The organism is Pseudoalteromonas sp. T1lg22 (assembly GCF_002964645.1).
Taxonomy (GTDB): Bacteria; Pseudomonadota; Gammaproteobacteria; order Enterobacterales; family Alteromonadaceae; genus Pseudoalteromonas.
In genome coordinates, this window is record NZ_PQBY01000013.1 from 196,460 (window position 1) to 220,106 (window position 23,647).

Consider the following 23,647-nt stretch of genomic DNA (forward strand, 5'->3'; position numbering starts at 1 on the left):
GATCCGCTATCCACTGATAGCAACCGCAACCCTAGCTTGTATGCTGGCAAGCGACGCTGACGTTTATGCGGCACACAATATCGATATCAATGACACTATGCCCTACACACCACAGGCTCGTCAATCGGCTCACAATGGCAACTTAGCAATCCTCTTTTTTCAAACAACCCATTGCGTCTCGCCTCTCGCACCCAACTGCCCTATGCGGCAAAAAGCATAGATACCTTGGTTGGTGAGAGCATATCCGGTGGTACACCAACGGCCAATGCCGCTGCCAAAAAGGATAAGCTGGACCCTAAATTTAATTTGCAGTGTGCCAGTTCGGTGCTCACCATCAACGCCGGTGATACCGCCAAGTTCAATTGCGAAAGCCGTATCATCGATGGTTTTAATGGTACATTGCGCCTTTCCTTAGCCTCCTCACTACCTGTGGGGCCAAACTATCGCACCGCGAAATCAACGCCGGCATGCCCTTTACCCTGGAAGTGCCAACCAAAAACAAAACCCAATGGGGCGATTATGTCTTTACCCTCACCGCCCACCAGGATAGCCAGTTAAAACAGCAGTCGGTGACCTTAAAGATTCTGCCTCCAGGCGTGCAACCCTACAGTTTTAACAACGACGAGCCGATGAGCATAGTCGACAATGGTGCCGTTGCTCAAGAAAGCGAGATCTTTGTGCCGCAACAGATGAGCACCTTTTCATTGGCCGTGGAATTGGCGGTACGCCATACCTGGCGCAGCGACCTGTCCATCCAATTGGTGTCACCAAGCGGCAATGTGCATAGCCTGCATAACCGCAATGGCGGCTCAGGTGATGACATAAATCAAATCTATAAAATAGACACCTTTAACGGCGAAAATGCATACGGCCCCTGGCGCCTGCGTATTATCGACAAGGCCCCAGGTAATGTTGGTGAGCTGCGCAACTGGAAGCTGCATTTAGACGGCTTCAGCAGCCTGCCTCCTGGACAGCGCCTACTGCGCTAATCGCTCAGGTAGTCATTAATATCTATGGCATCAATTTGCTCGGGCAGTAAAAACTGCTCCGCATAGGCCAAATAAACGTTTTCGGTTAGGAACAAATTAAACAGATCCCGATCGATATGCTCATCGGCCACCATCCTCTTCATGATCTTAAGCGCCTGGGACAAGGTTTTCGCCTGCTTGTAAGGCCTGTCATTGGCCGTTAATGCCTCGAAGATATCGGCAATGGCCATGATCTTTGCAGGCAGCGACATTTGCTCGGCGCGCAGTCCTCGCGGGTACCCCTTGCCATCAAGTTTCTCATGATGACCACCAGCATATTCCGGTACCCGAGCCAGCTCCTGGGGTAAAGGCAAGGTTTCCAACATGCGAATGGTGGTGGTGATATGCTCGTTAATAATGTATCTGTCCTCATCGGTTAAGGTACCGCGAGTGATACTCAAATTGGTGAGCTCGCCGAGGTTTTGCTTGTTTTCAGGCACCTTCATATTAAAGCCAAAACCCTTGTCGCGAGCGGCGATATCGCGTTGGCGTTTATAAATGTGCTCAGGTTTATCGCTTAACACGGCTTCAAATCCCGGAGTAAAGGGGGCAAAGTCTTCCATATGACGTTGCTCCGCCGGTGACAATCCCACTCGATCGCTTAGCGTGCGATACCAGGTGCGCTCACTGATCTTGTGTAAACGGGCGATATCTTCCTCGGCCATAGCCTCGCCGCCAATATTGCAGCGGGCGATAAACTCGAAATCATCCATGATCTCTCGACGCTGGCCTTGCCACTTTGACGCCAGTTTCTTTTTGTCCTCTGGAGATGCTTGTAATGCGTGTAAATAGCTTATTTCGGCGTCACGTAACAGCACCTCAAAACGCATACGTAATTCATGAATGCGGTTGTAGATACACTCAAGCTTTGACCCCTTATCAACTATGTGCTCGGGCGTGGTGATCTTGCCGCAATCATGAAGCCAGGCTGCCACTTCAAATTCGCGCCATTGCTCCTGGGAGCGAAAGCGAAAGTCGGCGAACACCTGGGTTTGACTCTCATGAGCGTGGCGCGCCAGCATCAGAGCCAGCTCCGGCACCCGGGCACAGTGGCCGCCGGTATAAGGAGATTTTTCATCTATGGCCTGGGCTATCAACTGTATAAAGGAGTCGAGCAATTCTTTTTGCCCGGCCTCGAAGTCACAAATGGACTCGGACATATTGACCAGAGATTGCGACAGCTGGTGGATTTCTTCTATGTGTGAGGAGACATAATGCACTTCGTTATAGTTGCGATGACTGATCTTTTGGTTTTCTTCGATCAATCGTTGGATCGGGCTGGCCATGGCTCGGGCCAATTGGGTGATCAGCAGAAGCACCAGGGCTAACACCGCGAGAGTGATGATAATAGCGTTACGCACATAGGTGTTGAGCTGAGCAAAGGCCTGACGCTCGCTCACCAAAAATGCCAGATACTCACGGCTGTTGCTCTTCATCAAGCCAGTGATGGCGCTAACATATATCAGGTGTTGTTCGCCGTTAAGGCTAATGCTGTGCAACTTATTATGGCTGTTAACGTCTTTTGCCAGGGCAAGTATTTTTGGCGATGGTACCTGGGTTAAGGCCTGGGTACCTTGGTGATCTTGGCCGTCAAAGCGCAGCCATTTTTGCTCTAAAGCGGTTAGAATTTGCGGTTCCAGCTCTGCTTGCGCCTTATCTATCAGGGGAATGAGCTCGGCCAAGTCCCGGCGCACAAAATGATGTAAACCAAACTCGGTTCGGCCCTTAAACTCTTCCACTTCGGCACTGCGATGCAGGGTATCGATAAAAAAGTACTTTTCGATATATTGCAGCACCACTTTTAGGTCGAACACTGCATCCACCTCACCGCGCTCCAGGGCACGCATGGCCGTCAGCGTATCCTTGTATTCGATAAACTGCGCCTGCGGCAACTGTTGACGTAGGAAGCGGGTGATGGCGTAGCCTCTTTGCGCGGCAATGCGCTTTGTCGCCAACGACGCTAACTGCGGCCTTGTTGCCAGATCAAGGTTTGCGGTGGCAAACACCACTTCTGGAAGATAATAGGGCTGGGCGTAGGCACCAAACTCTAAGCGTTGTTCGGTTTTCATCAGCCCCAGCAGCATATCCAGTTGCCCCTGTTTTAACTGCTCTATCAGCTCGGGAAAGCTATAGCCATTGATCAATTCAAGTTCCAGACCGAGCATGGCGGCGATCAGCTGCAAGTGCTCCAGGCCATATCCCCTAGGTTGCCCAGACAGGTTGTATTCAAACGGCGGATAATCATCCATCACCCCTACCCTTAGGGTGCCTATGCTTTGCAATAACCTTTGCTCATCGCCTGACAGTGAGAGTGTGGCGCCTGGCGCTATAATTGGCTCTTCTTTGCCCAAACGCTGTGCCCTAAGCACGCCATTGTCGTCGAACATATAGGCTTGAGCGCCCTGCCCGTGCCCCTCGATGGCCATATATTCGGCCAGAGATGACAGCAATATATTGGTACCAAAGACATCGCCGCGCTCACTTTTAATGCTGTAGCTGCTGCCCGGCTGACGTACAAAATTAAACAGATAAGGCGGCATCTTATAGACCTTATCCCTGGTGGCGAGCTTAAACCAAGGGCGGGTACTGGCGTTATACTTACTGCCATGAACTTCGCTGTGGCGAATGCTTAGATCACTATTGAGGTAAGAAAGCGTTTGTTCGCGTGTGCCACCGCGTGTGCCCCCGCGTGTGCCCCTTTGTTCGCTGATGCTAAGCAAGACCCAGCGGTCACTGGGCGCCGCGCCCCATAGCTGGCGCAAGTTCCGGGCCGACTCTAAGTTCGACAGCTCAAGATAATCGCCGTTGGCAAAACCGATAAATAAGGAAAAGACCTTGGGATTGCCCTCCAACAAGCTACTAAAAGCTAACAATTGCTGCTTACTCAGGTGTACGGCACTGAGCTCCCGGTTACCGAAACTATGCTTTAGGCTACGAGCCAGGCCCAGGGCACTTTGCTCCTGCAGCAGTGCCTGCTCGCTGCTATTAGCGGCAATACCCTGAAACTTTTCCTGGGCGCTGCTCTTGGCCAGGTTGTTACTGAATACAAACTGCAGACCAATGGCCACCAAGGCGGTGAAGGCGCAGGCCACGACAAAGGAGGTGATCAGGGTGACACGTATGGTGAAACGGGTTCGTTTGGGAGCAACATCCATAAGTTTGAGCAGTCACACGATAAAAAATTAGCTAGTTCAAGCTTAATACAAATTTGGATTTTTTCTTTAAGATCAGAGCGTCCCAAGGGGATTTGGGCTGAAATCAGGGCAAAAGGATTAGTGCGAGTGGTTTATTTGGCTTGTGCTGTATTTACCTATGATCTCCTCAAGTGCGCCGCTGGATTGCAACTGGCCTAGCAGCCTGTTGGTGTACATCATGTTTATTTTACCGTTATCGTTACGGGGAAAACGAAACTGATAGGGCGCGATATGAACCGCAAAGCTCGACTTTATCAGGCCCTTTGTCAGCTCGGGATGCTTGACGGCCAAATAATCGAATACCAGCGCCGACATCACCACCGCCTCAACACCACTGTGCTCGGCGTTTTTCAGTGCTTTAATCATATTCAAATCACTGTAAAAGTTTTTTCGCCTTAACTTGGCTTTATCGAACAAGGGCTCCAGGCTCGGATAGGTATATTCATAGCGTCCCGCCACCAGCAGGGCCTGCGCCCGAGCTTGGGAAAATGCCACGAGCTCATCCAGGCTCTTAAACGCCTGCTCTGAATCGGCGCGCATCACCAGAATATCCTTAACCTCGGCAATAGGCTCACTCCAGTAATAGTTATCACCGTCTTTACACCAGGTTTGCGAGTCAAAAAGGAAATCCAATTGTCCTTCGGCGAGGAGCTTTAAGGAATGGCGGACATAGGGAGCGGCCACATAGGCGTGATCGCTGGTTCGGTTTAGTGCCTTAAGCATATCGGGAATAATGCCCTGCATGGGCTCACCGGTAATGCTAAAAGGCGGAAAATGATCCGGATAAGCGCCCTTGAGTTCATGGGCAAAACTGGTGTGAGTGCCAAGTACCACCAGAGACAAAAACAGCGCTCTTAACACCTTAGTCACCCTTTCCTTCTTGCCTTCAATAAAGCGCATCAATTTACCAGTCATAAACAGAGTATATCCCTATGTATCAGACTGTTACCTAGGTTTATGCTAGGCGAGAAAGGGGCGATTGTCCACCGCCATCGGGCATTATAAGGCACTAAAAAAGCGGCACTCTGGCCGCTTTTCAGGCTTCATTGGTTTATCCGCAGATGATCCGCAACATGCGACGCAGCGGCTCAGCGGCGCCCCACAACAGCTGGTCGCCCACGGTAAAGGCGCTGATGTACTTTGGCCCCATGCTTAGCTTGCGAATACGGCCTACCGGAATACGCAGGGTTCCCGCCACATTCACCGGCGTAAGCTCCTTGCTCGATGTCTCGCGGTCGTTAGCAATGACCTCAACCCAGTCGTTATGGGCACCAAGGATCTCTTCAATCTCGCTGACGCTGATATCTTCGCGTAACTTGATGGTTAGCGCCTGAGCATGACAACGCATCATGCCGACACGCACACATAAACCATCGACGGGAATAGGCTGTTTACTGGAGCCGAGGATTTTATTGGCTTCAACCTCGGCTTTCCATTCTTCCTTGCTTTGCCCCGACGGCATGGGCACATCTATCCAGGGGATCAGGCTGCCGGCCAGCGGCACACCGAATTGGTCGCAGGCCAAGGAGCCATCCTGCATTTTAGTCGCCACTTTTTTATCAATATCGAGAATAGCGGCACTTGGGTCTTGCACCTGGTCGGCCACCACATCATGGAGTTGCCCCATTTGCACCAGCAGCTCTTTCATATTGCGGGCACCGGCACCGGAAGCCGCCTGGTAGGTCATGGGGCTGACCCACTCGATCAAATCGCGTTCAAATAATCCGCCCAGGGCTAATAACATTAAGGAAACGGTGCAGTTACCGCCGACAAAGGTTTTAACGCCCTGCTCCAGGCCTTGCTCGATCACGTCCTTATTTACCGGGTCGAGCACAATAATACTTTCATCGCTCATACGCAGTGCAGAAGCGGCATCGATCCAATAGCCCTGCCAACCCTTATCACGCAGGCTTTGGTAAACTTCATGGGTGTAGTCGCCACCCTGACAGGTCAAGATAATGTCCATTTGCGCCAGTGCCTCAAGATCATAGGCACTTTGCAACGGCTTAGGGGTACCGGCAATGTCCGGACCAAACTGGCCGGTTTGCGAGGTGGTAAAAAAGGTCACGTCAATATGCGCAAAGTCCTGCTCTTGTTGCATGCGCTCAAGCAGTACGGAGCCAACCATACCGCGCCAGCCGACTAGGCCTACTTTATTCATTACTTTTTCCTTTTGAAAAATAAGTTCAACATATTGCGTGAGTCCCCTAGATCCAGAGCTAAGCTCTGAGATGAGTACAGACCTAGGTATGGGCTGACAATAACACTGCTTGGCGCTTTACTCTAGTGGCAGGACTACAACTTAAATTTATTTCATATATTGAAGGCTGTTTCGCGTTATTACCTGAATGCCGGGCATAAAAAAACCCAGCAACTGCTGGGTTTTTAATTTAGGTGCTAAGGGTTAGAACTCGTAAGAGTAACTCAAGCTAAACTCAACGCCTTCGTCTTTAGAACGAACGATAACGTCAGATTGCGTTACTTCAACGTCTTCATCTAGCAGGTTCTTCACCTTAAACTTCACTTTAGAATTAAAGTCTGGGTAGAAGGTGTAAACCAAATCCAATGAGTGGAACGGTTGCTCATAAGCATCATCACGACCATTCACACCAGCTGCCAGAATACGTTCGCCAAACACGTTGTACACCAAGGAGGCACTGTGCATGCCATCGAGTGAATCATAGTTCAGCTGCATATTGACCACGTATTCCGAGTGACCCGTCATGCGCTTGGTCGGATTGGTCAAGGTACCCGCAAAGGCCGGATCAATCGAGGCTTCCGAATCACTCAAGGTGATGTTACCACTGGTGAATAGGCCATCGGTGACAAAGGTCAGATCCTGTAACCACTCCGCTTCGATACCATAGACTTCCGCGGTTTCACCGTTTACAAAGGTAGCTGAATAATCTTCATCACCAATCTTTAAGATGGTTTCGATTGGCGCATCGATATCCTTATAGAAGGCCGCCACACTTACCGAGTTACCGGCTTCGCCGTAATACTCATAACGTAAGTCGAAGTTCTTGATTGGGCTACTCTTTAACCCGGTACGACCAAAGGTACGTATATCCGTTAGCGGGTCATAGTAGGTGACTGGTACGATTTCACGGAAATCCGGGCGAACCACGGTTTCACCGTAACCTGCACGCACCTGGTAGCTGTCGCTGCCGATATAGGTAAGTGACAGCGCTGGATACCAATCATCTTCGATAATGGTACCAGCTTCGATTTTTTCCGGATCGTAATAGGTATTAAGATCGTCGGCATCGAAGATCAGGCTCGAAGTACCGATTGAGCTTTGCTTAAACTCTTCGTAACGTACACCACCGCTGATACGCAGCCATTGATCATAGAGCACATCGAATGAGGCATAACCGGCATCGATTTTCTGCGCGGCAATATAGTCATCCGCATCAGGCGCTGTTGGCTCGTTAAAATCAACCAGGATAGCGTTATCGTCGATAAAGCCATCGCTTAAGTATGAGCTGTTATCAAGCGGACTTTGTGAGCCATCGTTGATTTCAATACCGGCGCCGGCACTGTTGTTGATGGCAAAGCTTGAGGTGTTGAATACACGAGCACGATCAGAGAAGTCATAACCGGCTTTAAGCTCAACGTCCATTGACTCAAAGGTAAGCGGCAGCGTGAGGTTACCGCCATATGATTTAACGCGTTCTTCCATGTCGGTGTAGGACATGATCACACGGTTATCATCACCGGTAATTTCAGAGCCTGTATAGGCGCCATTGCTGTCATAACGGTCGCGGAATTCAAAATCGACATTGGTTGGGATGTCCGTAGTCGCTTTTGACTCTGTGTATTGCCAATCCGCGCCAATGCCCCAGTAATCCATAAAGGTATGCTGGCCGATAAACTGAGTCACGTTAAGCTGACGCTCTTCGTAGTTAAACTCATGATTACGGTTAGCGATGCCGTCACCGACTATGGTGTAGGTCGAACTACCCGCCGGGCTTTGTGAAATAGCGATTTCAGACTCGTCTTCGTTATCGACGATGTACATCTGCTGTGCCGACACACTGTGCGTGCCCAAGGTGTAACCAAGACTGAAGGTACCATTGTAACGCTCGTTCTCTATGGTCACTTTTGAGTCTTTAAAGGTCTCAAAGCATGAGCTTTTAACATCGTCGGCACTTTCGAGCTTAGTACTACAATCGCTTTTTACTTCCTTGGCGATAACAGAACTAAAACGCTCTTCGAAATCCCACTCATTGGTATAACCACCAGAGAGCATAAAGCCGATGTTGCCGCCAAAGAATGACTCTTCAAAGCTATCACCCCAATGGGCTTTAACATTGTATTCCGGGTCAAGGGATTCATCTTTTAGGGCATAATCACGGGGCAATGACTTTAGCAACATATTATTAATTGCCGTGGCCTGCTCGGCGCGAGAAAGATCGCCGTCAACCAAGTTATCGCGGTCAACAATATTACCTATGCTGAAGTCGCCATGGTAGCGCACAATCGCGTCTTTTAACGCTTGTGGTACGCCATTTTCATTGCGGTTATAAGTGTAACCATCGTCCGCGGCCGTGTTGTAACCAACACCCAGTTCGATACCTGCGGTAAACTCGCTCGGGGCCGACTTGGTACGAATATCGATATTACCGCCACCAAAGGCTGCCGGCATATCCGGCGAATACGCCTTTTGTACCGCCATACTTTCGATAATGCTGGCCGGGAAGATATCCAAAGGAATAACGTTACGGGTTAAGTCCGGGCTGGGAATATAAGCGCCGTTTAAACGTGCACTTGAGTAACGCTCACCCAGGCCACGTACGTAAATAAATTTACCATCAACCAGGGTCAAGCCGGTTACTCGGCGCAGGGCTGAAGCCGCATCGCTATCACCTGTGCGTGATAATTGCTCGGCACCCAGAATATCGGCAACGAAGGCTTGGTTTTTACGCTCTTCGATCACCGCTGCCGCACTGCCTTGCAAACGCGTACCAACGGCAACCACTTCTTCTAGTTCTTGGTTGTCGGCGCTCTGCACTTCTTCTGCCGCCAGTAGGGCGCTAGATTGTGCCAATAAGCCAAGGCCAACAGCCCAAGCTAATTTATCTAGCCTATGTTGTTTTGCCATGTTCTACATCCTAATCAGTTTATACAAAACAGGCGCCCGATGCTTGTTATGCAAGCCCCAAGGCGCCTTCGCTTAAATGTTCAAGGGGTGACTAAATTAGTCTGCAGATGCCGCTGTAAGAGCCGCTTCTACCCACTTGTACCAGCTTGAGTCTGTATCTTGATCAGATACTGCGCCGATGTAGTCAACTGAATCGAAGAAAGCACCTAGTTCGCTTAGGTCGTTCGCAGTTACAGTTACGTCTGTTGATGCTGTGTTGGTCGCAAAACCGTTCTCAGCAAGTAGCGCTACGTCATCGGTTAGGATTTGGCTAGCACCGCCGTTTTCGAACCAAGTCGCTTTGCTCTGTGCCGCTAGAGGGCCACCAACAAAGGTGTCAGAATCAGCAAAGTTTGAAGAACAAGCCATTGCTGAGCTGGTGAAGCTGATCTTGTCTGCTTCTAACTCACCGTCGCTTGAGAATTCGATACAGCTAGTGTTAACAGCGTTTTGCTTAACGATAACCGTGTTGAATAGGCGCGCGTTGAACTGATCGTCGAACTTAAACGCCTGTGAAGGGTCATCATCACGTACCGAGTTAGCATCTGTAGTTACTACGGTTACGTTAGCAATCGTTGGGTTAGAAGGCGCAACCTGGGCAGAAGATGAACCTTTCACACCATCAGATTCGAAGCCGTTGTTACCCATGTTTACCACTGTGCCATCGTTTAGAGTCACTGTGCCGTGCTTAACGAAAAGGTACTGAGCCGCACCCTGCCAGCCAGCGTCGAAGTCGAATGAATCGTCTTGCGTGTCTGTTACTACGATGTGCTTAAGCGTTGTTGCACCACCGAAGATTTCAACACCATCGTCGAAGCCCTGGTGAATGTGGATGTAGTCAAATGCAGAGCCTGAACCTACCGCGTTAAGCGTTAGTGAGTTAAGGTCATCACCTTCACCACCTACACGAGGACCAGAACCTGCATACCAGATTTTTGCCCACTTGATGCTACCGCTTGAATCGGCATTGTTGTTACCACCGTAGTAGCTGGTGATACCTTCAGAAGCAACGTTACAAGTACCGCCATCACGCTCAGCGTCGGTACAGTGGTCGGTGATACCCTGACCATTGATGATGATGCCACCCCAGTCCGCGTAACGTGCGCCGTTACCCGCGCTGTCGAAACGATCGAAGGCGTTAGCTGAAGTGAAAGTGATTGGCTTTTCTTCTGTACCTATGGCTTGGATTTTCGCGCCACGAGCGATACGGATAATGGCTTCGCCAGATTGGAACGCAAGCGTTGCACCCGGCTTAACTGTCATTGTTGGGCCGTTTGCTGGAACTTCAAAGCCATTTGAAGTATCGCCATCCGCACCGATTTGTAGTGCATCAGCAAAAAGGTGAACACCGCCTTCAGGCAGCTCTTCAAACGTAATGTTGCTGGTGATAGAGATTGTTTTGCTTGCGAATGAGTCGTTGTATACACAGTCATTACCGCTAGCTGTACCTTCTACCGTACCCGCAGCTGTTTCATAGCTAGCACAAAGAATTTCATCTTCGCCCGTACCACCAGTGGTGTTATTTGAATTGTTAACACTGTTGTCGGTATTGGTGCTGTTATCGTTAACCGTAGGGGTGATTTCAATATCGCCACCACAAGCTGCAAGTGTTACAGCAGAAGCCACAAGGCTGACTTTGAAAAAGTCTGAAAGTTTCATCATAAACTCCGTAGTTCAAAAATTTTATATTGTTAGCGCAGTTATTTAGCTGATGGTTAAGATACGGAAGGTTTATGACACTCGGGTGACACAAATTTAAAGAAATTGTTACATTATTAATTTTTATAAGTCATTGTAAAAACGAAAAAAGCCACCCTAAGGCGGCTTTGGTGTTGCGATTATATTTCAAGAAAACGTTATTTTTATTCTAAAACAAAGAAATAAAAATAAAATAATCAAACCACTTTATATATTATAAAAGCGCTTGTTTTAATGTCTCTGCGTGTAACTTCTCGTTTTTCACGTATTTGATCCATTGTTGGGCTAAGCGCTCAGAGCGCTTGTGCTTTTCAGCCTGCTCGAATGCCAAAATAGAGGCATCGAAGTTTTGCAGGTTAAATTGCGCCATCCCCAGGGCCACATAGGCGTTCGACTCAAAGTCCAGACCGCCCTTATCCAGCGCTTCACGGGCGGCATCGGCTGCCTCGGAGAACTGCTCAAGGTTGATATACACCTCGGCCAGGCGCTGATCATAAATACCCGACTGCTCGGCTGCGGCGGCTTTCTCAAAGAAGCCGATGGCCTTGCGCTCTTCCTTGGCCTGCACATAGGCCTCGGCGATAAAGGCATTGTTTTTCACATTGTCTTCAACCACGCCCTTGGCCTGGGCCTGTTTCATCACCTTGGCCGCCTTATAAGGCAAGCCGTTAAACATATAGATTTGTGCCAGGTTGCGAAGGTCGCCCTTGGTTTTGAGATAACCCTGCTGATAGGCTGCCTCTATGGTGTCCAACTGGTCTTTTTCGCGCCCTACTTCGCCGTACATACCGCTGAGTTGTACCCAGTATTCTGGTTTGTTATATAGAGCTATCATCTTTTCAAGTACGCTGACCACCATTTCCGGCTGCTGCAGCGAGTAATACAGGGCACGTTGCAAGACCAGCCAGTTTTCTTTCGGGGTTTTGCCGTCTTTTTCGGCCAGGGTAATGGCCGTGTTGATGGCACCCAGGGCGTCGTCATACTTGTTCATTTGATAGAAGGCCTGTGACTTAAGCACATAATAGCTGTCCGGCTTGGGCTTGGTATTGACCTTATCCCATCTGTTTAAATAGGCCACCGAGCCCTGGTAGTCTTCATTGGCCATAGACAACTGCGCCAACGAGAACAAGGTGCTCAACTGCAACGACTCGGGAATGGCGTCTTCGGCAACCACCTGCTCAAACGCCTTTATGGCTTCGGGCAAACGGTTTTCGTTGTAATAGATAAAGCCGTAGAAGTTATACATCATGGCTTTTTCATAGGCGTTCATGCTTGATGAGCGCTCTTTCACCGAATCCAGTGCCGCCAGACCGCCGGCCACATCGCCGTCATCGGCCATTTTTTGCGCCCGCGCCAGTTGGCTGTACACCTTATCGCGCAGCGCCGGTACGCGCTTGGTCTTTTGCTCGCTTTGCTCGGCATGGGCAGAGGCTAGGGCCACACCCGGGATCATGCTGGCCATGCTCGGCAGCACTAAGGTTGCCGATGTTAAACCGGCAAAAAGAAACAGTGAGTTCAACTTGTTCATAGTAAACCTCTAAAATCGCAACCTGTGCCCCGCAGGGCACAGTGTATTAACCATTAATCTCGAAGCTGATGCGGTTTTGTACACCGCCAACTTCCACCGCTTCGCCATTGACGATGCGCGGCTTGTATTTAAACTTCAGCGCGGCATCCATGGCGGCACGGTCAAAGATTGACTCAGGCTCGGCCTTGAGCACCTTGGGATCGCGCACCGTGCCTTGCTTGGTTACGGTAAATTCAACGATCACATAGCCTTCGATACCACGGGATAAGGCGCGACGCGGATACACGGGCGACACCTTAACGATGGGCAGATATTCACCGTCGCTGCTTTCCAGTGCCAAACCATTACCTAGGTCAACATCGGCGCTGATATCGGCGCTAAAGTCGAAGTTGGCATTGCTGGCATTGGCATCACTGCTTTGTGTTTGCGGTGACTCAAGCGGCGGTGGTGGCTCTTTGGGCGTAGGTGGCTTTTGCGGTTTACGCTCTTTTTTCTCCACCGTTTCTTCTTGCTTCAGGCGCACGAAGTCAAGCACATTGCCTTTGGCCGGTTCGGTCATCGCGCCTTCACCGCCGTTGATCAGCGCCTGCATGCCCAAAAACAGCATAAAGGTCACGACCGCGGCGATAATTAAAGCGATTAAATAACGCATCTATCGCTCCTTAGGCTTCTTGCGCGGCGATGGATACATCAAACACACCGGCGGCGCGAGCGGCGTCCATTACCTTGATCAAGGTGTCTGTGGTGGCCTTCTTATCGGCCTGGATCACTACACTACCCTGTGGGTTTTCCGCTTTTAGGCGCTCGATATTGGCCTGTACCGCACGTACGTCTACCTGACGCTTGTTGATCCAAATCTCGCCTTCATCGGAAATGGCCACCAAGATGCTGGCACGTTCCTTCTTCACCGCGGTGGCTGCTTCAGGGCGGTTTACATCGATACCCGCTTCTTTAACGAAGGAGGCGGTCACGATAAAGAAGATAAGCATGATAAAGACCACGTCGAGCATGGGTGTCATGTTAATTTCTTCGGCTTCTTCTTCTTGAAAAATTTTACCTAATGGGGCTCTCATTTTACTCTCCTTGCCTGCGCCAAAGCGCAGGCAGATAATCATCGCAACTTAGTGGTCCAAGACCATCTTGTCTTCTAACAATTCGACTTCTCGTTTGGCGCGGCGCTGCAAAAAGGTCGAGGCAAACACCCCGGATAGCGCGCCAACCATGCCGGCCATGGTAGGGATGGTCGCTTTTGACACCCCGGAGGCCATGGAGCGAGCACTGCCGGTGCCGGTAACTGCCATGACATCGAATACCTCGATCATGCCGGTAACCGTACCTAATAAACCAAGCAGTGGACACAAGGCCACCATCACGTTGATCAAAGCTAGGTTGGTGTTTAGTTTCATCCCTGCTCTTGAGATCATCGCTTGGCGAATTTGCTCGGCATTCCAGCTATTGCGCTCCGGGCGGTTGTACCAATCTGAGCGCACCGATTTCTTGTACTTCACATAACCACCGAAGAAGTACATAAAGCGCTCAAGTATTAGCAACCACATGGCGAAGATGAGGATGCCGATGACCAGGAGAACCTGGCCACCTGTGTCGAGAAAATCACGAATTGCATTGATCCAATCAATCAATAGCACCATGATTTACGCTCCTTTTTCGCTGCGCTCAGCAATCAGGCCGGCACTTTGCTCTTGTAGAATCAACAGCAGGTTCTTAGAGCGCGTATTCAGTAGCGTGTATAGGAATACCGTTGGGATGGCCACAACCAGGCCCAATACCGTAGTTACCAGGGCTTGTGAGATACCGCCGGCCATGAGTTTAGGGTCACCGGTACCAAATAAAGTGATGGCCTGGAAGGTGTTGATCATACCGGTTACCGTACCCAGTAGACCCAGTAGCGGTGCTACCACGGAGATGATCTTAATGAGCGTCAGGTTACGGGTGATCTTCGGCATTTCACGCAAAATGGCTTCCGATAACTTCAGCTCTAATGTGTCGTGGGCAACATCGGGATACTGATCTTTAACCTTCATCACGCGGCCAAGAGGGTTGTCGTCTCGAGCCACCTTGTCTTTAAGCTGGCGACGGATTTTGCCACCGATAAGCATCAGCGAGATAAAGCGCTCAAGGGCGATGATCAGTGCCAAGGCACCTACCGCAAGGATCACATAACCGACTGTGCCACCTTGATGTACACGCTCTTCGGTATCAGGGGCTTGAACCAATAGACCAAGGATAGAGCCACCTGTTGGGTCCAGGGCGAACTGCACAAAACCGTCTTTTGCCTGCTGTAGCTCAGCGGCACTTGAAGTGTAACGGGCAACCGGCTGACGCGTTAGCTCAGACAAGGTATTGGTTACATTGTTGTATTCCAGGTATTTGCCATCGGCAACCAGGTTGAAAGCACCGACACGCAATACTTCTTTGTTCTCTTTGGCGCCACCGGCGACGATCACTTCGGTGTTAAAGCGTGATACCTTGCCCTGCTCTGTCATCTCGCGCTGTAGTTCGAACCACACCTGCTCTATGTCTTCGATAGAAGCCAATTTTGAGGTTGAGCCCATTTGCTGAGCCAGTTCATCCATAAAGGTGTCGCGACCTTGCAGCTCTGCCGATACCACAGAGGTAGCAAACTTGTTTGAGCTGTCACCAGCTACCTGTTGCAGCACACCAAATAGCTCTTTAAGCGTACCCATGCGGTTTTGCAGGGTGTCGCTTAGCTGTGCCAGTTTCACTTCATTGTCTTCAAACGCGGTTTCTAAACGCTCAGACTCTTGTAGTTTGGCGTTACGTGTTTGCTCGGCGCTGCGCAACATTTGTAGTTGCTCGCTTTGGCGCGCTTGGAAGGCCTTTTCACGCTCTTGGTTTTCTTGTGACTGAGCAATTTTACCCTGCTGTAGGGTCTTCAATAATGCGTCCAAGTCCATGGCGTCATTGGCCATCGCCGCGTGCGACATTGCCAGAGTGGCCACTAATGCGGCGCTTTGGGTAAATTTTTTCACTAATTTCATCGTCAATACCTTTTATTCCGCAGCTTGAACAGGCAGGGTTAACATGTCTGGGGCTAACTGCTTACGGGCAATGCGTAAGCCTTTGCTGATTTGGCTGATAGCCGAGTCTGGCAGGCTAACAAAAGCCTTTTGCTCTTTGTCCCAGGCGCCGGCTTGCTTGCCATCGCGGGTAAGGTAAATAAGCTCAAGACGACCGATACGCAAAAAGTCCACTTCGCGCTCGGTGCCATTGACATCCAGTAAGCTGGTGTAGGCTTCGATAGTACGGCCATAGTCCACTTCCACCTGGTAGGCTTCAAGAACACGACGGAATTTTTCACTCGATGCCACATCGGCGCGGTCCATCATTTCGCTCAGCTTGGTAATGCGCTCACTACGCTCTTGTGCAAGAAAAGGCACGTCCAGAGCAACAAACTGCTCAAGGCCTTCAATCATGCGCAGCATCAGCGGCGTGATTTGACGCTCAATCACCGATACCTGATCCATAGAGGCATTGATATTGGCCATTTCTTCGACCTGGTTGGCCACTTGCTTAGTTAGCTGAGCGTTGTACACGCTCAGGCCATCGATCTCTTTATTGAGTGCCTTGAACTTTTGCAAACGGGTTTGCATGTTATCGGCAATCGTGTCTATTTTTGTTTGAGATTGCGTGGCTATCTGGTTAATTTCACCACTTTTTTGTTTCACTGTCTGAAGTTCATTGGCCATTACCTGTGAGCTGCTAGCAGCCACCAGTGAAGCCAATATCAGGGGTTTAACGCCTTTCATCGCATACACCTTATTTTGAGCTTAATGCTGTACCGGATTTCCGGCACGAATGTAAGATGGGCGAAAGTCTAGAGAACGAAAGTGACAGCCGTGTTGCGTAAATAATACACTTTAGTTACAAATGTCATACAAATGTCTTATACGAATTTATAATGGCAGGACGGACGCGCTATTTCCGTATTAGGTAAGTTATACGCGCCATGGTGGCATTTAGCGGTGCGGTGGGTTAATGCAAAACCCTCTCACTTTCAGCAGGCACTCCAACTTGCTTTGGCACATTTCAAATTCAGTTTGGCGAGTATTCCAACGAATTTCAGCGAAAATAGCCCTGCTTGCAACATACGGCTAACTGGGACGGTTGAATCGACTGACCAACAGCAAATATCGTTCACTGTCGACCAGTGATGACTTGAAACGACCCTCCCATAAAGTCCCGCTCCGCCTATGGGTGTTGTTCACATAGCGAACATAGTAACGTCCCAGCGATTGCATCAACTGGCTGATCCCTTTTGCCGTGTTTGGTGTCACCAATAAATGGACATGATTAGTCATCAGCACAAAAGCATGAACATCTACGTATTATTGACGACTATATTCCTTTAGCTTATCCAGATAGACGGCGTAATCCCGCTCAATATAAAATGTTACCTGGCGGTTATTGCCACGTTGTACCACGTGTTGTGTAATATGGGGCAGGTTTAGTCTCGGGCGACGTGCCATGGCCTTTCCTCCCTGAAATAGCCAATAGCTTTAAAAACTAGTGCAAAACGGCGATTTCAACAACTCTGACCCCTTGATCCATTCTTGCTCACCAGGTTCACGCGGCCCTTATCGACACAGAAGCGAGCTTCATCAATTAGGCATACTTGCTTATTTTTGTTAAGGTGCGATGGCCTCCCCTCTTCCGCTTAGCTCTCTCGCACCTGACTCTGAATTATTTTCTCCTGTGTGAGTTATTAGTCACAATATGTCTATGATTCTCAGCCCATTCCAATGAACGGCGGGAACGTATCTAGGGGAGGTTTACACTTTCAAAAAAGGCGTACGCGCTAAACAGTTACAAGCCGCAAGAAACGAAAATTATTTAGAAAAGGTGTTGAATAGCAAGTGAATTTTCATGCTCTTACCCTCGTGGAGGTGGAGGGCCTTCTTTGGGGTCCGGTATAGGAGCGGTTAATAACCTTTCTAGAGTATATTTGAAAGAGGGGCCACAAGAGCCCACCTTACCATCAGGGTACACCTTGAGGTAATGAGCATGGAATTCTACTTTATCAATGTCTTGGGGTCTTACACTGATATCTGAGGAATAATGATTTGGATATTGCCAAGAGTTATCTAAAGTCATGCGCGCTTGGAAAATACCTTTTACATCAATGTCGAGTATATACAAATTGTGACCTTCATTTTCCTTGGGAAAAAATAGAACGAATGACTTTAGTTCTTCAGACATATCTTCATCATATATGTAGCCAAAGGAATCGACTGGCATTATACCTCTGGAGCTATTGCATGCATGAGAAAGTGATGACGCTATAAAAAAAACAACAAGCATAATGCGCATAATCTCCACCCTCAGTTACCTTTCGCGGTAAAAAATTTATAGTAAGCTCCTGGATTTGCGGTATAATAGTGAAAATAAGCCTCACCTAAATTTGTCCTCCCTTCACTTGGAGCAACAAAATCCACCTCTGTGAATTAAATTTATTCAGTCTCCCTTGATCATAATTTTGAAAAGGTGTTCATAGAATTTATTCCGTATAACCATACAATCTAATTGCTTTTTCAATTAATTCATCAGTCGAAAGCTTTTCATCTTCTCCTTCATATTTCGATGTTAATTTGAAGAGATCTATTAAGGCCTTGTTTAGAACATCAGTCCTTGGATATGCATCTTCATCTACGATAATTCGAATAGACTCGAATATGAATTTACTACCAAAAAAAGGCTTTTTTCAACTTTTTTATGCTGAAATTTAGTTTCCTCCCATTACCGTCGAATACAATATACTCTCCATTCTTCACATCCTCTGGCTCTAGCGCATTTTGAGCTGATACTATTGATTCATGAAAGGTAATGTCGCCGTTCTCAACAACTATAATCGGTAACTTAGTTAAAAGTGATTCCAAAATGAATTATCAGTTTGCACGAGTTTCAAAAGGTTGATGTGTCCATATAATTTTATTCTGTCCACATAGTTAGTTCAAATTTTTAGGAAAAAACGCCGTTCCGTATTGACAAGTTTCCTCGTAGGATAAGGAGAGGTTACGATAAACAATCGTTACTTATTGTAAACGTTAATGTTTTAGTAAATTAATGTAATGACACACCTCGGTTCTATGCCTTCTATTTATCAATATTATAATATTATCTGTTACCAATTTTAATTTATCTCTATCACTTCCTGATGTATCAGCGGTTAAATCATCCCAAGGTATTAATAAACTAGGTATTAGCACTTTAAATGGTCTAAGTGCCCCAATGTAAAGTCCATTATCAGTAACTTTAACATTTACCATACTTATTCCAGACCAACTTTTCTTTTGTCCTTTATATTCCAAACCAACTGTCTCATATAAAAATAGGTCTTTTGAAGACAAGTCTAAAGGTGTTTTATATTTCTTAATTAATTCACCATACTCGTTATTATGACCTAAGAAGTATAAAATCAAGCAAATAAAGGTTGCGCAAATGACCAATGAAAAAACTAACATAGGCTACTCCTTAATGAGTTAGATCATAAATACCACGTCCAAGCCACTTACCAAAGTCACCCAGAGGGTTACTTTCTACTTTAAATAACTCAATTCCATAACCAGCAGTCCCTGATACTTGAGCTCTAGGGCCACCAAGGCCCAACCCTGCTTCCCATATTAAATTCTCTTCAACTCCATCCAGAACTCCTGGAAGGTCTGAGCATTGGTCACCATATGTTGCTGCTCTTGTTATCGAGCCAGAGAATCTTCCCATCGAGAATGATGATGACAAGCCTAATTTTGTTAAACTATTTACATTCAGGTCACCCCCTCCCCCAAGAGCTCTAAAAAAGCCACTTCCCCCCTTAGAGCCTACGCCAACTTCTGGAGTTAAAACAGCTATCAGACCCCCATTGTGATCTGTAGCAATCGACACGCTCAGAGCGTAATGTTTCTTTTTGAATGTGAACCCTCCACCTATGCTATAACCAAAAATGATCAGGCCTGATGGATCAATGTTCATAACCGGGTTCTGATTTCCATAACTATATAAATTAGTGTCCCCACCAAAAAAACGAATCGGGTCTTTATTCGTCCACCTGCCTACATAGGCATCATAATCTCTTGCTCCAAAGCGAACTAAACCAGTTTCCTTATCATATAACCCACCAGCGAATCCAAAAGGTTGGAAGCCTGGATTACTATCGCTGAGCACCCGCCCAAAAGCATCGTATGTCAATTGCTGAGCAATATTCCCTGTCGCCGTATCGACCACCATTAAAGGTGAGCCCAGTTGGTCAGTAATGAACTTGTATGAAATGCCGTCTTTGACCATGTAATCAGGCACATTCACTCTTGTTCCGTAAATGAAGGTAGCAGTGACGTTATTGTCGCTGTCTAGTATCGCAATTGGCGACAACTGGTCTGAATATAACAATCCATATGCTTTCACTCCGTCCACATATTTAGCGATTCTCCTGTCTTGAGCATCTACTAAGCCCTGCTCGACGCCACTACCCACAGAGCGAGGGAGTCGATTTCCATTATCGTCATACGTATAGGTGGTGGTGATGCCATTGACCGTTTCGGTTTTTTTAATTGAGTTTACTAAGTTTCAGTTGGATTATCGGGCACTTACGTAGCAACTGGCCCCTCAACAATAATTACCTTCCAAAAATGTATAAACCTGACTAACAAAGCCGGAAACAAAAGAGCAAATAACACACAAAAGTAATAACCAAATTTACTTGAAAAAAACAAAGCCAAATATACGCCGATAGCAATTAATGCAAAAAAAGAAAAAGAAAACAAAATCCTTCCCCTAAATGCAATTGTTTGCCCACTAAAAACTGCTTTTGTAGTTAGCTGTATTATCTTTAAAAATTTTATTTTTCTCTTTTTAGAATAAAAAGTTCTCCTTACCTCCCTACCATTATAAAAAGCGAGGGAAGGTATGAGAGTGTTTAAAAGAATTAAGCCTACCATTAACAAAGTTGAGTGATCCAATACTTGCTGCCAACCCGAAATACTAAGAAATAGTAGTAGTGGGCTAGGTGGGGCCACTTTGGCTTTACATTTTATTTTCATGTTTCCAACTTAGTTTTCTGAGCAGCTATTTTGCCAGCCAGAATCAAACTCATCACCTTCTAGTACACCCCATGTATGGTGATGCGTCCCACCTGTACTCCAATCAATAAAAAGTTCATTGTTCATATAATCTCCTTGTTTATGATCAGGAGTAAGACCGAGGAGCGCGGCTGCCCCCCCCCCTGTGGCCAAAGAGGCATAGGCCAAAGTTTGATTCTTTGTTGCAACGGCGGCAGCACTTAACCCTAAAGAAACATAGGTAACATTCTGTGCAGTATTTCTATCTGCCTTGACTCTTATTCGAGCCTGTTCTGCGGACATAGGGGGTTGAATCACTTTCATGTAAGAATGCCCCTGCAAATGTTGTCTCGAAGGTGCCCCTATTACTTTGCTACAACTGCAAGCTTCCATTCCATTAATATCAACCAGGTTTACTGGATCGCTATTCGCGTACCCATATATGTTTAAGTCACCACTAGCAAACCGAATCGGATCTTTATTCGTCCAACGACCTGCATAAGCATCATAATCTCTTGCACCAAAGCGAACTAAACCAGTTTCCTTATCATATAAACCGCCAGCGAACCCAAAAGGCTGGAAGCCTGGATTACTATCACTGAGCACCCGCCCAAAAGCATCGTATGTCAATTGCTGAGCAATATTCCCTGTCGCCGTATCGACCACCATTAAAGGTGAGCCTAGTTGGTCAGTAATGAACTTGTATGAAATGCCGTCTTTGACCATGTAATCAGGCACATTCACTCTTGTTCCGTAAATGAATGTCGCGGTGACATTATTGTCGCCGTCTAGCATCGCAATTGGCGACAACTGGTCTGAATATAGCAACCCATAAGCTTTCACTCCGTCCACATATTTAGCGATTCTCCTGTCCTGAGCATCTACACCATATCTGATGATGTTAGACTCTTGGGTTGACGTATCTGTTATTTCTACCTCAAGCAAGTTGCCCATGACATCATAAGAGTAAACGGTTTGTATTTGCGCACACGTTTTCGTTGCGAGTTCGCCATTTAAAGAATAAGTATAGGTGCAATCACCGTAACTCATTAACCTGTCTTGCTCATCCACTACGCCCTGCTCAACGTCACTACCCACAGAGCGTGTGAGTCGATTTCCATTATCATCATATATGTAGGTGGTGGTGATGCCGTTGACCGTTTCTGTCTCTAGGTGGCCAAACGGAGTGTATGTGTACCCATATTTATGTGAATAGCTAGGGGTGTTTACAACTTTAGATTCGATTCGCCCTAGGTCATCGCGTGTATATGTCACGTTAAATAGGTTACTTTCATTTAAATCTACAGACTCGAACGTTTGCTCACCGTAGTTGTTATATTGATAGCTTGTATTAAGGTTACCAATCGTCGTGTTATCGAGGAGCGTATTGTCGACACGATACTCCATAGTTTGAATACCAACGGTTGTAGGCAATCCATCTCCATCATACAGGTAATTAGTGCAGTGAGTGTCATTGACACATAACTGACTTATCTCAAAGTGCGTATTGTAGTCCACGTTTACACTGCCATTTACCTCACCAGAGTAAGTAACATCTGACAGGTATGGGCCGGTAAGTTTTAATTCACTTTACTGTTTTGAGTATCTCTATAAGTTCCAAATAACCTTTCGCCTTTGCTACTTCCAAGGGGGTTCTGCCCGTGTTGTCTACCTGATTGATATTCGGCTGATTCTTAGGAGCCGTAATAGTTTTTAACATTTCCTCATTTTTATTATAAACAGCTAAATGAAATGTGGTAACCCCACTAATATTGGCTATATTCACATTTGCACCATTCTCAAGTAAGCGCTTTACCATCATAATGTTGTCATTAGCTACGGCTGAATGTAAAAATGTTACTCCCTGCTCGTTGGAATAATTAATATCAACCTTAGGCAACAATATGTTAAATTTTTCTTTATCCCCATCTACAATTGCTTCAAACATCCATTCCTCGTTATTTTTTTTTAGGTTTTGGATTTGCAGATGCAATTCATTTATATCATCTATCAGAACAAATACTGTCATATGAAGGTAAAGGTTTGAAATTAACAACACCAATACCAAAAAGCTGCCAACCACTTGCGAAACTTTCACTCTGTGCTGCATTAGTAATCTCCACTGTTAATTAGGTTAAACCAATTGTCACTACCTCTTTCTACGGCCTCTTGTAAGAAAGCTTCAGGAGCAGGGTAAAATGAGTCGTATTCAACTGGGTACTTTAATTGCATTAAGTTGAGGTATTCTAATGCCTCTTCTTTAGTTACTAAATCATTAGTCCCAGCTCCTGTCATATTTGCAAATTCATTTTTCAACTTATGATCCAATGCCCCACATTGTAGATACCCACTAATGCTGGATATATTTGGACCTGCCGCGCTAGGTTGAATAAAATTCACAAAATTAGCTAGTCTATTTGCCACTGCTACTGTTTTTGCAGCATAGGTATTTGGGTTTGCTATCGGAGAAAAACTAAAATTATATCTATAGTGTACGCCATTGCCACCAGCTCTTGATCTGTGGGCTCTGATTTTCATCAATCCATCGTAATCAACAAACTCAACTGGATTTCCGTTTACATACTCATACAAGTTATTACCTCTCCCGTTAAACTGCAGAGGATCTTTACTGATCCACCTGCCTGCATAAGCATCGTAATCTCTTGCTCCAAAGCGAACTAAACCAGTTTCCTTATCATATAAGCCGCCAGCGAATCCAAAAGGTTGGAAGCCTGGATTACTATCGCTGAGCACGCGCCCAAAAGCATCGTATGTCAATTGCTGAGCTATATTCCCTGTCGCCGTATCGACCACCATTAACGGTGAGCCCAGTTGGTGTGTTATGGTACTTCCGTTTGATTGCTTAAATTTAGTTGAGGTTTGTGGTTTGTGCGGTGTCAAACTTCATTTAATACTTTTAAACAAAGGTCTTGCCCGACTGAACAAACTGAACCATCAACATTAACCAG

Annotated in this window: 21 protein-coding genes and 1 pseudogene; 2 read left to right on the forward strand and 20 right to left on the reverse strand. The window is 47.1% G+C overall.

Features of this window, described 5'->3' with window-relative positions:
• The first annotated feature begins 171 nt into the window (after positions 1 to 171).
• Positions 172 to 558 (forward strand): hypothetical protein, encoded by a 387-nt coding sequence (locus tag C2M24_RS15990; RefSeq protein WP_158683723.1) that lies wholly within the window; start codon positions 172 to 174, stop codon positions 556 to 558.
• Complete coding sequence (locus tag C2M24_RS07905; protein WP_105214003.1) at positions 468 to 989, forward strand: proprotein convertase P-domain-containing protein; 522 nt, start codon at positions 468 to 470, stop codon at positions 987 to 989. Before C2M24_RS15990 ends, C2M24_RS07905 begins: the two co-directional genes overlap by 91 nt.
• On the opposite strand, the gene C2M24_RS07910 is transcribed toward C2M24_RS07905, so the two are convergent.
• From C2M24_RS07910 to C2M24_RS08005, 20 genes and pseudogenes are all read right to left on the reverse strand, one after another.
• A complete protein-coding gene (locus C2M24_RS07910; protein ID WP_105214005.1) occupies positions 986 to 4,183 on the reverse strand; it encodes an HD domain-containing phosphohydrolase in 3,198 nt (1,065 codons plus the stop codon). The genes C2M24_RS07905 and C2M24_RS07910 overlap by 4 nt on opposite strands.
• 117 nt (positions 4,184 to 4,300) lie before the next feature.
• On the reverse strand, positions 4,301 to 5,137 hold the full coding sequence (locus tag C2M24_RS07915; RefSeq protein ID WP_105214007.1) for a substrate-binding periplasmic protein: 837 nt from the start codon (positions 5,135 to 5,137) through the stop codon (positions 4,301 to 4,303).
• A 136-nt stretch (positions 5,138 to 5,273) separates the two neighbouring features.
• Entirely contained in the window at positions 5,274 to 6,383 is a 1,110-nt protein-coding gene (asd, locus tag C2M24_RS07920; protein ID WP_105214009.1) for an aspartate-semialdehyde dehydrogenase, read from the reverse strand.
• 243 nt (positions 6,384 to 6,626) lie between these two features.
• On the reverse strand, positions 6,627 to 9,326 hold the full coding sequence (locus C2M24_RS07925; protein WP_105214011.1) for a TonB-dependent receptor plug domain-containing protein: 2,700 nt from the start codon (positions 9,324 to 9,326) through the stop codon (positions 6,627 to 6,629).
• A gap of 96 nt (positions 9,327 to 9,422) precedes the next feature.
• Positions 9,423 to 11,024, reverse strand: coding sequence for a hypothetical protein (locus C2M24_RS07930; protein WP_105214013.1), 1,602 nt, complete (start codon positions 11,022 to 11,024; stop codon positions 9,423 to 9,425).
• 253 nt (positions 11,025 to 11,277) lie between these two features.
• Positions 11,278 to 12,591 carry a tetratricopeptide repeat protein gene (locus tag C2M24_RS07935; protein ID WP_105214015.1) on the reverse strand — a complete coding sequence of 438 codons (1,314 nt, stop codon included), beginning with the start codon at positions 12,589 to 12,591 and terminating at the stop codon, positions 11,278 to 11,280.
• Between the two features lie 46 nt (positions 12,592 to 12,637).
• Positions 12,638 to 13,243 (reverse strand): energy transducer TonB, encoded by a 606-nt coding sequence (locus C2M24_RS07940; protein WP_105188932.1) that lies wholly within the window; start codon positions 13,241 to 13,243, stop codon positions 12,638 to 12,640.
• A gap of 10 nt (positions 13,244 to 13,253) precedes the next feature.
• Positions 13,254 to 13,664 carry an ExbD/TolR family protein gene (locus C2M24_RS07945; protein WP_105214017.1) on the reverse strand — a complete coding sequence of 137 codons (411 nt, stop codon included), beginning with the start codon at positions 13,662 to 13,664 and terminating at the stop codon, positions 13,254 to 13,256.
• Between the two features lie 48 nt (positions 13,665 to 13,712).
• Positions 13,713 to 14,240 carry a MotA/TolQ/ExbB proton channel family protein gene (locus tag C2M24_RS07950; RefSeq protein WP_105188934.1) on the reverse strand — a complete coding sequence of 176 codons (528 nt, stop codon included), beginning with the start codon at positions 14,238 to 14,240 and terminating at the stop codon, positions 13,713 to 13,715.
• Positions 14,241 to 14,243: 3 nt separating this feature from the next.
• Positions 14,244 to 15,611, reverse strand: a complete 1,368-nt coding sequence (locus C2M24_RS07955) for a MotA/TolQ/ExbB proton channel family protein (RefSeq protein ID WP_105214019.1) — start codon at positions 15,609 to 15,611, stop codon at positions 14,244 to 14,246.
• A gap of 12 nt (positions 15,612 to 15,623) precedes the next feature.
• Complete coding sequence (locus C2M24_RS07960) at positions 15,624 to 16,379, reverse strand: DUF3450 domain-containing protein (protein WP_105214021.1); 756 nt, start codon at positions 16,377 to 16,379, stop codon at positions 15,624 to 15,626.
• A 345-nt stretch (positions 16,380 to 16,724) separates the two neighbouring features.
• A pseudogene (locus C2M24_RS16280) lies at positions 16,725 to 16,943 on the reverse strand (transposase); the annotation flags it as partial.
• A gap of 15 nt (positions 16,944 to 16,958) precedes the next feature.
• A complete protein-coding gene (locus tag C2M24_RS16285; RefSeq protein WP_325034811.1) occupies positions 16,959 to 17,099 on the reverse strand; it encodes a hypothetical protein in 141 nt (46 codons plus the stop codon).
• A 403-nt stretch (positions 17,100 to 17,502) separates the two neighbouring features.
• Entirely contained in the window at positions 17,503 to 17,940 is a 438-nt protein-coding gene (locus C2M24_RS07970) for a hypothetical protein (protein ID WP_158683724.1), read from the reverse strand.
• Positions 17,941 to 18,674: 734 nt separating this feature from the next.
• The gene (locus C2M24_RS07980; protein WP_105214027.1) at positions 18,675 to 19,091 is read right to left on the reverse strand and encodes a hypothetical protein; all 417 of its coding nucleotides are present in this window, start codon (positions 19,089 to 19,091) and stop codon (positions 18,675 to 18,677) included.
• Between the two features lie 10 nt (positions 19,092 to 19,101).
• Entirely contained in the window at positions 19,102 to 20,094 is a 993-nt protein-coding gene (locus C2M24_RS07985) for an RHS repeat-associated core domain-containing protein (RefSeq protein WP_442792506.1), read from the reverse strand.
• 113 nt (positions 20,095 to 20,207) lie between these two features.
• Positions 20,208 to 20,660 (reverse strand): hypothetical protein, encoded by a 453-nt coding sequence (locus tag C2M24_RS07990; protein ID WP_105214029.1) that lies wholly within the window; start codon positions 20,658 to 20,660, stop codon positions 20,208 to 20,210.
• Positions 20,661 to 20,669: 9 nt separating this feature from the next.
• Positions 20,670 to 22,241, reverse strand: a complete 1,572-nt coding sequence (locus C2M24_RS07995) for an RHS repeat domain-containing protein (RefSeq protein ID WP_442792511.1) — start codon at positions 22,239 to 22,241, stop codon at positions 20,670 to 20,672.
• A gap of 22 nt (positions 22,242 to 22,263) precedes the next feature.
• The gene (locus C2M24_RS08000) at positions 22,264 to 22,788 is read right to left on the reverse strand and encodes an ankyrin repeat domain-containing protein (protein ID WP_105214034.1); all 525 of its coding nucleotides are present in this window, start codon (positions 22,786 to 22,788) and stop codon (positions 22,264 to 22,266) included.
• The gene (locus tag C2M24_RS08005) at positions 22,788 to 23,495 is read right to left on the reverse strand and encodes an RHS repeat-associated core domain-containing protein (protein WP_105214036.1); all 708 of its coding nucleotides are present in this window, start codon (positions 23,493 to 23,495) and stop codon (positions 22,788 to 22,790) included. The genes C2M24_RS08000 and C2M24_RS08005 overlap by 1 nt, the downstream gene beginning before the upstream one ends.
• Between the last annotated feature and the right edge of the window lie 152 nt (positions 23,496 to 23,647).